Annotated in this window: 11 protein-coding genes; 3 read left to right on the top strand and 8 right to left on the bottom strand. The window is 56.2% G+C overall.

Annotated elements, in window-relative coordinates; all coding sequences use genetic code 11:
* Positions 1-135 precede the first annotated feature (135 nt).
* Together dapD and ACA059_RS25660 are read right to left on the bottom strand one after the other, a co-directional pair.
* Positions 136-1,170 carry a 2,3,4,5-tetrahydropyridine-2,6-dicarboxylate N-succinyltransferase gene (dapD, locus tag ACA059_RS25665; RefSeq protein WP_497631449.1) on the bottom strand — a complete coding sequence of 345 codons (1,035 nt, stop codon included), beginning with the start codon at positions 1,168-1,170 and terminating at the stop codon, positions 136-138.
* Positions 1,171-1,203: 33 nt separating this feature from the next.
* A complete protein-coding gene (locus tag ACA059_RS25660; protein WP_415771126.1) occupies positions 1,204-1,566 on the bottom strand; it encodes an ArsC family reductase in 363 nt (120 codons plus the stop codon).
* Between the two features lie 208 nt (positions 1,567-1,774).
* Here ACA059_RS25660 and ACA059_RS25655 point away from each other — a divergent pair, with 208 nt between their 5' ends.
* Positions 1,775-2,008, top strand: coding sequence for a hypothetical protein (locus ACA059_RS25655; RefSeq protein ID WP_497634756.1), 234 nt, complete (start codon positions 1,775-1,777; stop codon positions 2,006-2,008).
* 60 nt (positions 2,009-2,068) lie between these two features.
* On the opposite strand, the gene ACA059_RS25650 is transcribed toward ACA059_RS25655, so the two are convergent.
* The 6 genes from ACA059_RS25650 to map form a co-directional block, all read right to left on the bottom strand.
* The gene (locus ACA059_RS25650) at positions 2,069-2,815 is read right to left on the bottom strand and encodes a M12 family metallopeptidase (protein ID WP_497631448.1); all 747 of its coding nucleotides are present in this window, start codon (positions 2,813-2,815) and stop codon (positions 2,069-2,071) included.
* A gap of 109 nt (positions 2,816-2,924) precedes the next feature.
* The gene (locus tag ACA059_RS25645) at positions 2,925-3,656 is read right to left on the bottom strand and encodes a M12 family metallopeptidase (protein ID WP_497631447.1); all 732 of its coding nucleotides are present in this window, start codon (positions 3,654-3,656) and stop codon (positions 2,925-2,927) included.
* A 172-nt stretch (positions 3,657-3,828) separates the two neighbouring features.
* A complete protein-coding gene (locus tag ACA059_RS25640) occupies positions 3,829-4,389 on the bottom strand; it encodes a M12 family metallopeptidase (RefSeq protein WP_497631446.1) in 561 nt (186 codons plus the stop codon).
* Positions 4,390-4,828: 439 nt separating this feature from the next.
* Positions 4,829-6,028, bottom strand: coding sequence for a succinyldiaminopimelate transaminase (gene dapC / locus ACA059_RS25635; protein WP_497631445.1), 1,200 nt, complete (start codon positions 6,026-6,028; stop codon positions 4,829-4,831).
* 94 nt (positions 6,029-6,122) lie between these two features.
* Positions 6,123-8,825, bottom strand: a complete 2,703-nt coding sequence (locus ACA059_RS25630; protein ID WP_497631444.1) for a [protein-PII] uridylyltransferase — start codon at positions 8,823-8,825, stop codon at positions 6,123-6,125.
* Between the two features lie 45 nt (positions 8,826-8,870).
* Positions 8,871-9,653 (bottom strand): type I methionyl aminopeptidase, encoded by a 783-nt coding sequence (map, locus tag ACA059_RS25625; RefSeq protein ID WP_497631443.1) that lies wholly within the window; start codon positions 9,651-9,653, stop codon positions 8,871-8,873.
* 373 nt (positions 9,654-10,026) lie between these two features.
* Here map and rpsB point away from each other — a divergent pair, with 373 nt between their 5' ends.
* Positions 10,027-10,764 carry a 30S ribosomal protein S2 gene (gene rpsB, locus ACA059_RS25620; RefSeq protein WP_003219330.1) on the top strand — a complete coding sequence of 246 codons (738 nt, stop codon included), beginning with the start codon at positions 10,027-10,029 and terminating at the stop codon, positions 10,762-10,764.
* 192 nt (positions 10,765-10,956) lie between these two features.
* Positions 10,957-11,820, top strand: coding sequence for a translation elongation factor Ts (gene tsf, locus ACA059_RS25615; RefSeq protein WP_033056302.1), 864 nt, complete (start codon positions 10,957-10,959; stop codon positions 11,818-11,820).
* Positions 11,821-11,992: the final 172 nt, after the last annotated feature.

Here is an 11,992-nt window from a genome sequence, read left to right as displayed (position 1 = left end):
CGGGTGTACACCGGACCTTGTGGGAGCGACGGTGCGACGATTCGACTTGCTCGCGATGGCGTCCGTCAGGGCGCCAAAAAGCATCGCGAGCAAGTCGAATCGTCGCACCGTCGCTCCCACAGGTGCCTGCGGCACTTAGTTGTGAGCGTGCAGCGCTTCGTTCAGTTCGATCGCCGATTTGTGGGTTTTGCATTCCACGGCACCGGTCTCCGAATTGCGGCGGAACAGCAGGTCAGGTTGACCGGCCAGTTCACGCGCCTTCACGACTTTGACCAGTTTGTTGTTTTCGTCCAGCAGCGCCACTTTGGTGCCAGCGGTCACGTACAGGCCCGATTCAACAGTGTTGCGATCGCCCAACGGAATGCCGATACCGGCGTTCGCGCCGATCAGGCAGCCTTCGCCGACCTTGATCACGATGTTGCCGCCGCCCGACAGGGTGCCCATGGTCGAGCAACCGCCGCCCAGGTCCGAACCCTTGCCGACGAAAACGCCAGCGGAAACGCGGCCTTCGATCATGCCCGGGCCTTCGGTGCCAGCGTTGAAGTTAACAAAACCTTCGTGCATCACGGTGGTGCCTTCGCCGACGTAAGCGCCCAGACGAATACGTGCCGCGTCAGCGATGCGCACGCCGGCCGGAACCACGTAGTCGGTCATTTTCGGGAACTTGTCCACCGAGAACACTTCCAGCAGCTCGCCACGCAGACGGGCTTCCAGTTGATGCTCGGCCAGTTCGGCCAGGTCGATTGCGCCCTGGCTGGTCCATGCCACGTTCGGCAGCAGCGGGAACACGCCGGCCAGGTTCAGGCCATGCGGCTTGACCAGACGATGGGACAGCAGGTGCAACTTGAGGTAAGCCTCAGGGGTGGAGGTCAGCTGAGCATCTTCGGCCAGGATAGTGGCGACCAGCGGCTTGTGACTCTCGGCCAGACGGGTCAGCAAGGCAGCCTGGGCAGCGTCGACGCTTTTCAGGGCTTCAGCCAGTTGCGACGCCTGAGCGGTACTGAACGCGATGGCCTGATTGCCTTCGGTGTAGCCCAGAACAGGCGCGATGGCCGCGATCAGTTCGGCCGACGGGTTGAGCAATGGCTGTGCGTAAAACACTTCCAGCCATGCGCCTTGACGGTTTTGAGTGCCGACACCAAAGGCCAGGCTGAACAGGGTAGTGGACATGTTGATACCTCTAACAAAATGGAACGGGCTGCCTTACTTGAGCGCTGCCGCGTAGATATCTGGCTTGAAGCCAATCAGGGTTCGGTCACCGAGATCAAGCACCGGGCGCTTGATCATCGAGGGTTGTGCGAGCATCAGTTCGATGGCTTTCGGCTGGTCGAGATCGGCTTTGCGTTCGTCGTCGAGCTTGCGAAAGGTCGTGCCTGCACGGTTCAACACCACTTGCCAGCCGTGCTCGTCGCACCATTGGGTCAGGTGTTCGCGGTCGATTCCGGCCGCTTTGTAATCATGAAAGTCATAGCTGACAGCGTGTTCATCGAGCCAGGTGCGCGCCTTTTTCATGGTGTCGCAGGCTTTGATGCCGAAAAGGTGCAACGTTTTGCTTGAAACGGTCAAGGAATTGCCCCCTTTGCAGGTGCTGGAAATTAAAGGTGACGGATTATGCCATGACCGTTCAGTTAAAACGCAAAACCCTGTGGGAGCGAGCTCGCTCCCACAGGGACTGCAGTATTTCAGGCATGCGACATCGGTGTAACGGCCAGCCCGCAGTCTAAGCGGCAAATATGGCACTTCAATGCTGTCGATTGTCTGGGAACCGCGCTTTATGCAAATCGCCTATACCGTCCTGATCATGTTGATGCTGGTCGGCGTTTCCCGTCTGGTTGGTCGGATGATCCCGCTGTCGTTGCCGCGGGTACAAATTGCCGCCGGGGCGTTGCGGGCGCAACGCCTGGAGTTGTATAGCCTCAGCCGTCATCATCAGATTGGTGATGACGTATTGCGGGAGGTGTTGGGTGAGCTGGATTTGAGTGAGGCCAATCTGGGATCGGTTAAGTAGCCCGCCATGGTGAATGGTGACGTCATTCAGGAAAATGCTCAGCCTGCGCGTTTGCTGGAGTTAGTTAGCGTCGATCGGTCGACTTTTTGGATAGGCTTTGCGCATGACTCGCCTGTCCAGCATGCTGATTTTGGTGTTGATACCCACTTCCCAATCCTCTGTCGTCAGTTCGTTCGGGACTGGGTAGTGCATGATCGAATCCTTGTCGTAGCTGCCCCATAGATGGTCGCTGCCTCCAAAGGGCGTCAGGACGTTAAGATCCGTGTCTTTCTCGGGCCACCCATAGTGGGTTTTATAAAACTCGTAAACCTTCGGTTTGTCCCAGGGAATGTTCGCTTTTGGATGCTGCTGCTCGTGCTGCAGACCCAACGCGTGACCGAACTCATGCAATACAGTCGCTTCGAATTCTGGATGGTCGATTTCAATGTTCAGATTCAGCGTCGGTTCGTGTTGTTCGTACAACAGCGCATCACTTCCCACTGCCGAGTCGTTTGTTTTGCTGGATGTTGAAATCCTGATCTCACTTTCGCCCCCGTCGACAAACTCGAAATGCAAGTTGACAGAGGGTTGCCATTGCTTGACCAACGCTTGGATGGCAAGCCTTTTCGTTTGAGTTGGAGTATCGACGAACGCGATTCTTAGCGTCTGGCCGTTACCCCAGAATTTGCTCCAGGTGCCAATGGCACGCTTGATACGCCGGCCCGCGGAAGAGCGTTGGGCGTTGTTGGGGTTTGCCAGGATGGCAGCGTCGTAGGAGGCGAGTTCATCAATGGGGCGGATCATTTTGCATGGAGGAATAGTGTTCATAATTGATTGACTTATAGTTTGCATATTGAAGTTGTGATTTTTTTGTCGCGTTCGTTCGTTGGCTTAAGTAACGATGCTGATGTTTTCGATCGTTTTAAAGCGTGCAGTTTCAGCGCTTGGGATAGAGCAGTTTCATTAACTGTTTGTCTTTTTTACTGATCTTGCGATTGATACGGACTTCCCAGTCGCCCAATGTCAGGGTGTTCGCCACTGGGTGGTGCATGATCGACTTTCTGTCGTAAGGCGTATAAATCGCTTCGATTGTATTGAAGGGCTCAAAGAGATTTCTATCGACTTGCTCTTTGGTCAGTGGATTCATCTCTCTATTCTGGTAGAACTCATACACCTTCGGTTTGTCCCAAGGGATCTTGGCTTCGGGGTGTTGATGTTCGTGCATTGCTCCCAAGGCGTGACCAAATTCGTGAGTCACGATCACCTCGAAGTCTTCATGCTTGGGTTTAACCCCCAGGTTCATGGTCGGCCAGTCGGGATGAATCAACAACGCGTCGGTGCCCAGCATTGAGCTGTTGTCATTGTTTTTTGTGGCGATTCGGATATCACCTTCGAGCCCGTCAACGAAGTCGAAGCTCAGATTGATATGGGGCAGCCATTGGCGTGCTGCTTTGATGATCTTCTGTTTGTGTTCATCGGCGGGGCCGTCGATAAACGCGATCTTGAGTGTGCGTCCGTTTGCCCACAGCTTTGAGTAATTGATCAGAGAGCGCTTGCGTCGAGACCTGACGGTTGAATCAGCATTGGCTGGGTTTTCATTGACGGCGGCGTCGTACGACTCCTGATAGTCCGGCCATTGGGTGAGCGTGCAGTTTTCGAGGTTATTCATTTTTAACTTCTTCCGTGAAGTGTCATTTTGAGGGATTCGTTGAGCGCTTAACGTTGCGCCACAAAAAACAGCATAGGAAGGAATCTGTTCGTGGATGAAATGTAAGGCTCTATAATGTGTAACTTTATATTGACTGCCAGAGACAGCTTGTCTGCCCCTGACAGTGTTCAGGTTATCGTCCGCTGTAAATACCTGTCATCAGCTTTGCGTCGTTTGCAGATAAGCGGTTGTTACGCGCTATCGCTACACCGTCTAGAGTAAGTTCAGCCTGGATAGGGTAGTGCATGACTGAGGTGCGGTCATAAGGCGATGTTCTAGTGTTTGATTTTTCTAATTTTCTTAACAGGTTGAAACGGATCGCCTTTCTTGACCATTTTTGTGTTCGACTCATGAATTCGTAAACGGCAGTTTCGTTCCAGTTAATATTGGCATCTGGATGTTGATGCTCGTGTTCAAGTCCAAGCGCATGGCCAAACTCATGCAATACATTACCGAAGAAGACTTCATCCAGTCCTTGCCATTGCAAATTCATGGTCGGTTCATCTTTCGGTACAGTCAGTGCGTCAGTGCCAAGACAGGACCAATTTCCTGAACTGAACTTGTCAGATATCCGGATATCACCCTCCCTTCCTTCGACGAAACGGATACGAACGTCAAAGACGTAAGGTATCCATTGGTGGATTGCTCCTTTTGTGGAGTCGATGAACCATGGGTTGTTGCTCAGGAACGCCACTTTTAGTGTTCGGCCTCTTTTCCAGAACTTGGTGTGGTCACCTACAGCGCGTTTTTGTCGACCCCCCGGGGCTGTCTGGGGGGCGTTCGCTGGATCTTCATTAGTTGCCGCATCATAAGAAGCCTGAATGTCATCGGGCTCAATGCACTTACATAGTCCATGCCCATCATCCTTGTGAGTGTGTGTTGTTTGAAGTCTCTGTTAGTGGAGATTCATTGGTTTGTTTAGCTATGTGATTTGGCTGTTATCTGATGTTTAGGTAGGTTTTTATAGTGTGTATTGCGTGGTGTCGTCAATTGGTTGGCGAAAGTTATATGTAGGTTGATTTTTTAGATGAGGGTATTGCATTTTTTTTGTGCTGGGTGTGGAGGTGTTATTAAATAAATAGCTTGGTTGATAGTGCTCCGCACTACATTGCATAGTGCGGAGCTTTTATGAGTTATTTGTTGCGTAAAATAAACGTGCGAATACGTTCTGCGGCCTCAATGCATTCCGCCAGTGGTGCAACCAGCGCCATGCGCACTCGGCCTGCGCCGGGGTTTAAACCGTTCACTTCGCGAGACAGATAAGACCCCGGAACGACCGTCACATGCTCTTCAACAAACAGATCACGGCAGAACGTCTCATCATCGCCTTCAACGTTCGGCCACAGGTAGAAACCGCCATCCGGACGCTGCACGTCCATCACTGGGCTAAGGATTTCCAGCACTGCATCGTATTTCTCGCGATACAGCGCACGATTGGCGCGCACGTGCACTTCGTCATTCCACGCGGCAACGCTGGCCAGTTGGGTCTGAACCGGCATCGCGCAGCCGTGGTAGGTGCGATAGAGCAGGAAGCCTTTGAGAATGTCCGCATCACCGGCCACGAAGCCTGAACGCAGACCTGGCAGGTTGGAGCGCTTGGACAGACTGTGAAACACCACGCAACGCTTGAAGTCTTTGCGGCCCAGTTCCACGCAGGCGCTGAGCAGGCCGGCCGGCGGCGTTTGTTCGTCGAAGTACAGTTCGCTGTAGCACTCGTCGGCGGCGATCACGAAGTCGTACTCGTCGGCCAGGGCGACCAGCTTCTTCAAGGTTTTGACCGGGATCAGCGCGCCGGTCGGGTTGCCAGGCGAGCACAGGAACAGAATCTGGCAGCGTTTCCAGATGTCTGGGGAAACGGCGTCGAAATCCGGGTTGAAGCCGTTTTCATCCAGGCACGGCAGGTAATGCGGCTTGGCCCCGGCAAGGAACGCGGCGCCTTCGTAGATCTGATAGAACGGGTTCGGGCTGACCACCAGTGCATCGTCGCCACGGTTGACCACGGTCTGGGTGAACGCGAACAGCGCTTCACGAGTGCCGTTGACCGGCAGCACATTGCGCGCCGGGTCGAGCCAGCCGTTTGGAACGCTGAAACGACGTTCGCACCACGCAGCGATGGCTTCACGCAGGGCCGGGATGCCGAGGGTGGTCGGGTACACGGCCATCTGATCCAGATTGCTTGCCAGGGCTTCGGCGACAAAGCTTGGCGAACGGTGTTTCGGCTCGCCGATGGACAGCGCGATGGCACGCTTGTCCGGGTTTGGCGTGACGCTGCCGAGCAGGGCGCGGAGCTTCTCGAACGGGTAGGGCTGCAACTGGTTCAGAGCGGTGTTCATAAGGGGCCTCATCTAATGTGGGAGCGAGCCAAGTGGCGAGGGGATAAATCCCCTCGCCACTTGGCTCGCTCCCACAGGGGGAAATTTTGTTAATTCAGATGCTGATGCGCGACAGTTTGATATCGGGTTCGTTACTGACGCTCAGCTGTTCGACGATTGCATCCTGCAAGCGGCTGCACAGCAATGGGTCGGACAACGGCTGGTTGTTCGCGTCGGTGATGAAGAACACGTCTTCCACGCGCTCGCCGAGGGTTGCAATCTTGGCGTTCTGCAGCGACAGATCAAACTCCAGGAAGATCGTGCCGATGCGTGCCAGCAGGCCTGGGCGGTCGGGGGCGCTGAGTTCCAGCACGGTCACCGGACGCTGGGCGTCGTTGTGGATCGTCACCTGTGGCGCAAACGCGAAATGCTTGAGCTGGCGCGGCACCCGACGCTGAATGATGGTCGGGTAGTCGTCCGGGTTGCGCAGGGCCTCGGTCAGACCGTCGCGAATCTGTTTGACCCGCGCCGGGTTATCGCCGATCGAGTCGCCGTCGGTGTCGAGCACGATGTAGGTGTCGAGGGTGAACTGGCTGCTGGAGGTGATGACCCGGGCGTCGTGAATGTTCAGGTTGAGCTGGTCCATCGCGGCCACGGTCACGGCGAAGAAGTCGTGCTGGTCCGGGGCGTAAATGAAGATCTGCGTGCCGCCTTCGAACTCGCGTTGGGTAGTTTCCTTGATCAGCACCAGCGGCCCGCCGTCGGCCGGCTGCTGGAGGATCGCGTCGCTGTGCCAGGCCACGTCGCCGGCGGTGTGGCGCAGGAAGTAGTCATCACCCAATTGCGCCCAAAGCTGCTCGACGTCGTCCGGATCGGTGCCGCCGCGCACCAGAATGTCCAGTGCTGCGCTCTGGGTCTGGCGGATCTGTTCTTCGCGATCGACTGGGTTCTCCAGGCCACGACGCAAGGCACGCTTGGTCTCGGTGTAGAGCTGACGCAACAGGCTGGCGCGCCAGGAGTTCCACAGCGTCGGGTTGGTGGCGTTGATGTCGGCGACGGTCAGCACGTACAGATAATCGAGGTGGGTTTCGTCGCCGACAGTCTGTGCGAAATCGTGGATGACCTGTGGGTCGGACAAGTCCTTGCGCTGGGCAGTGGTCGACATCAGCAAATGGTTCTGCACCAGCCAGACGATCAGGCGGCTGTCCCACACCGGCAATTGGTGGCGCTGGCAAAAGGCTTCGGCATCCACGGCGCCGATTTCCGAGTGGTCGCCATGCCGGCCCTTGCCGATGTCGTGGTACAGGCCGGCCAGGTAGATCAGCTCGGGTTTGGGCAGTTTGCCCATGAGCTTGCTGGCCAACGGGAATTTTTCCGACACCTGGGTGTACTGCAACTTACGCAGGTGTTTGATCAGGTTCAGGGTGTGAGCATCGACCGTATAGATGTGAAACAGGTCGTGCTGCATCTGCCCGACGATGAAGCCGAACTCTGGCAAGTAGCGCCCAAGAATGCCGTAGCGGTTCATCCGGCGCAGGTTTCGGTGGATGCCGATCTTGCACTTGAACAGTTCGATGAACAGGCTGGTGTTGCGGATATCGTTGCGGAAATCGTCATCGATCAGGTGACGGTTTTCTCGCAGCAGACGAATGGTGTCGGCGCGCACGCCTTTGATTTCCGGCTGCTGGGCCATCAGTACGAAGATTTCCAGCATGGCGAACGGTGTACGGCGGAATACGTTGTCGTTGCGCGCCTCGATGTAACCGTCGTGCAGCTGGAACCGCGAGTTGATCGGCTGTGGTGGCGCTTCGTCTTCCGGCGCGAGGATGACTTCCTCGAAGTGCTGGATGATCAGGTCGCTGAGCTGGGCAATGCTCATGACCACCCGGTAATACTGCTGCATGAAGTTTTCGATGGCTTGCTTGGCGTCATCGCCTTTGAAGCCCAGCAGCCCGGCGATGGTGCGCTGGTGATCAAACAGTAAGCGGTCTTCGGAGCGGCCGGCGAGCATGTGCAGGGCGTAACGAACCTTCCACAGGAATTCCTGGGAGGAGGCCAGCAGCGCGTTTTCGCTCTCGACCAGGAAACCTTCGCCGGCCAGGGCCCGCAGGTTCAGGGTGCCGTATTCACGACGGGCCACCCACAGAATCGTCTGAATATCCCGTAGGCCGCCGGGAGAGCCTTTGACGTTGGGTTCCAGGTTGTATTCGGTGTCATTGTATTTGTGGTGACGGGCCTTCTGCTCGGCGCGTTTGGCCAGGAAGAAGTCCTTGCTCGGCCACATGTGCGCGGTGCTGGTGACGTCCAGCATGCGCTGGCGCAAGCGCTCGGGGCCGCAGATGGTGCGGCTTTCCATCAGGTTGGTGACGACCGTCAGGTCGGCGCGGGCCTCCTGGACGCATTCGTCGACGGAGCGAACGCTCTGGCCCACTTCCAGACCGATGTCCCACAACAGCGTCAGAAAACGCTCGATGGAATCTCGGAAAACTTCGTGATCGGCGCTGTCCAGCAGGATCAGCAAATCGATGTCGGAATAAGGGTGCAGCTCACCGCGACCGTAACCGCCGACCGCGACCAGCGCGATGTCGGCGTCTTCGCTCCAATTGAACTGCTCCCAGGCCTTTTGCAGGATGTTATCGACGAACCAGGCGCGATCCTCGATCAACCGGCGAATGTCGCGGCCGCTGCGAAAGCGCTCGTCGAGCACCTCGCGGGCCTGGCGAATCGCCTTCTTGAAGGCCGCGATCGGGCTTGCCTTCAGGGCCAGTTCAGCCTGGAACTGGCCTCGGTCGAAGAGTTCGGGATCCACCTGCGGCATTGATTGGCTTTCCTGTCTATAAGGCTGAGGAGCTGCGCGCCCGGATCAGGCCGAAACGCGCGGGATGGTGTCGTCGGCGCGCAGGGTGAAGATCTCGTAACCGGTTTCGGTTACCAGCAGGGTGTGTTCCCACTGTGCCGACAGCTTGCGGTCCTTGGTGATCGCGGTCCAGCCGTCGCCCAATACCTTGGTGTCGGCTTTGCCCTGATTGATCATCGGCTCGATGGTGAACGTCATGCCGGCTTTCAGTTCCATGCCGGTGCCGGCGCGGCCGTAGTGCAGGATCTGCGGCTCTTCGTGGAACACCTTGCCGATGCCGTGACCGCAGAATTCGCGAACCACGGAAAAACCGTTCTTTTCAGCGTGCTTCTGGATGACTTCACCGATGTCGCCCAGGCGGCAGCCGGGTTTGACGATTTCGATGGCCTTGTACATGCATTCCTGGGTGATTTGCGACAGGCGCTCGGCCCAGACCGGCACGGTGCCGACGTGGAACATGCGGCTGGTGTCGCCGTGGTAGCCGTCCTTGATGACGGTGACGTCGATGTTCAGCGTATCGCCATCCTTCAAGGCCTTCTCGTTCGGAATGCCGTGGCAGACCACGTGATTGATCGAGGTGCAGATCGACTTCGGGAAGCCCTTGTAGTTGAGCGGGGCGGGGATGGCTTTCTGCTCGTTGACGATGTAGTCGTGGCAGATGCGGTCTAGTTCTTCAGTGGTAACGCCCGGCTTGACGTGTTCGGCAATCATTTCCAGCACATCGGCGGCCAGTTTGCCGGCGACACGCATTTTGGCGATGTCCTCGGGGGTTTTGAGGGTGACGGTCATACAGGCTCTCTCTGCGCTCGATGGCGCCTTCTAAAACGGAATGGGCGTTGCGCGATCAATCTTCGCGGCCCTGAAAAACGCGATTCTAACAGACGAGCAGCGCAAATCTGAGCCTCTGTGCATCGCTTCTCCTTATAGAATGGCGCATTCTTGGAGGATTCCAAGGGGCGGAACCAAAGCACGCGCCAGGATTTAACAATCCGGGTTCCGTTTTTTTCAGCCTTGTGATATAAAATGCGCCGCTTTCCGGGGATCCCCTGAAAAGCCTAAATCCACACACGTGTCGACACGATGACCTGGGTGCCTTCAGCTGATGCTGCTGGTTGGTCATTGGGATACGTGGAGGCCAAACCCGACTTATTAAGGAACTATCATGTCCCAAGTCAACATGCGCGATATGCTGAAGGCCGGTGTGCACTTCGGTCACCAGACCCGTTACTGGAACCCGAAAATGGGTAAATACATTTTCGGCGCGCGTAACAAGATCCACATCATCAACCTTGAAAAAACCCTGCCAATGTTCAACGAAGCTCTGACTTTCGTAGAGCGTCTGGCCCAGGGCAAAAACAAGATTCTGTTCGTCGGCACCAAGCGTTCCGCTGGCAAGATCGTTGCTGAAGAAGCAGCACGTTGCGGTTCGCCGTACGTCGATCACCGCTGGTTGGGCGGCATGCTGACCAACTTCAAAACCATCCGTGCTTCCATCAAGCGTCTGCGTGACCTTGAAGTGCAAGCCGAAGACGGTACTTTCGCCAAGCTGACCAAGAAAGAAGCGCTGATGCGCACTCGCGATCTTGAGAAGCTCGATCGTTCCCTGGGTGGTATCAAGGACATGGGCGGTCTGCCAGACGCTCTGTTCGTTATCGACGTTGATCACGAGCGTATCGCGATCACCGAAGCCAACAAGCTGGGCATCCCGGTTATCGGCGTAGTCGATACCAACAGCAGCCCGGAAGGCGTTGACTACATCATCCCAGGCAACGATGACGCAATCCGCGCTATCCAGCTGTACATGGGTTCGATGGCTGACGCTGTTATCCGCGGTCGCAACCACGTTGCTGGCGGCACCGAGCAGTTCGTTGAAGAAGCTCCGGTAGCAGCAGCTGAGTAATTGACGCCTAGGCGTTGACTCAGTAAGCAAAAAGGGGGCTTGGCCCCCTTTTTGCCACCTCGAAAACCGTTTGTCGGCAGCGCAGTTACAGCCTTTGTAACCTGCAGCAGCCAGCAAGGGTGGTTCGGGAAGAATTGATCGCCCGTTCGATCGGGTGGAATGGTTGAAAACCTATCCAAGAGGAATTTTGAAATGGCAGAGATTACTGCAGCGTTGGTCAAAGAACTGCGCGAGCGTACTGGCGAAGGCATGATGGACTGCAAAAAGGCCTTGACCAAGGCTGGCGGCGACATCGAAAAAGCCATTGATGACATGCGTGCTTCGGGCGCCATCAAGGCTGCCAAGAAAGCTGGCAACGTTGCCGCTGAAGGCGCGATCGCTCTTAAGGAAGACGGTAAATCCGCCGTTCTGCTGGAAGTGAACTCGCAGACCGACTTCCTGGCTCTGCAGGACGACTTCAAGGCATTTGTTGCTTCCAGCGTTGAAAAAGCGTTCGCTGACAAACTGACTGACGTTGCTCCGCTGATCGCGGCTCAAGAAGCCGATCGCCTGGTTCTGGTCGGCAAAGTTGGCGAAAACGTCAACATCCGTCGCCTGGCTCGCGTTGAAGGTGACGTTGTTGGTGGTTACCTGCACGGCAACAAGATCGGTGTTGTGGTTGCCCTTAAAGGCGGCAGCGTTGAGCTGGCCAAAGACATCGCCATGCACGTGGCGGCGACCAACCCTGAATTCCTGCTGCCATCGGAAGTTTCCGCTGAAGCGGTCGAGCGCGAGAAAGGCGTGTTCCTGACCCTCAACGCTGACAAGATCGCCGGCAAGCCGGAAAACATCGTTGAAAACATGGTCAAAGGCCGTATCAGCAAGTTCCTGGCTGAAGCGAGCCTGGTTGAGCAGGCGTTCGTCAAGAACCCTGAAATCAAGGTTGGCGAACTGGCCAAGAAAGCCGGTGCTGAAATCGTTTCCTTCACCTACTTCAAAGTAGGCGATGGCATCGAGAAGCCGGTCGACAACTTCGCTGAAGAAGTTGCTGCCCAGCTGGCTGCCGCCAAGCAATAAGACAGTTTTTAACTGTCGCCCTGAAGAGGCTGCCCGCTCACGCGCGCAGCCTCTTTTCAGATGGGGCACCAGTTTTTAATTGGTTTCCCTTTGGAACTGGCTTACAAAGCCATGTTCCGATGGCGCTGAAGCAGCGCCAAGTTAGAGTGAACGCCAGCTGTAAACAGCTCGC

This window comes from Pseudomonas sp. LBUM1647 (genome assembly GCF_059716175.1).
The sequence above is the reverse complement of the archived record's forward strand: the minus strand, read 5'-3'. Positions and strand labels throughout refer to the sequence as shown.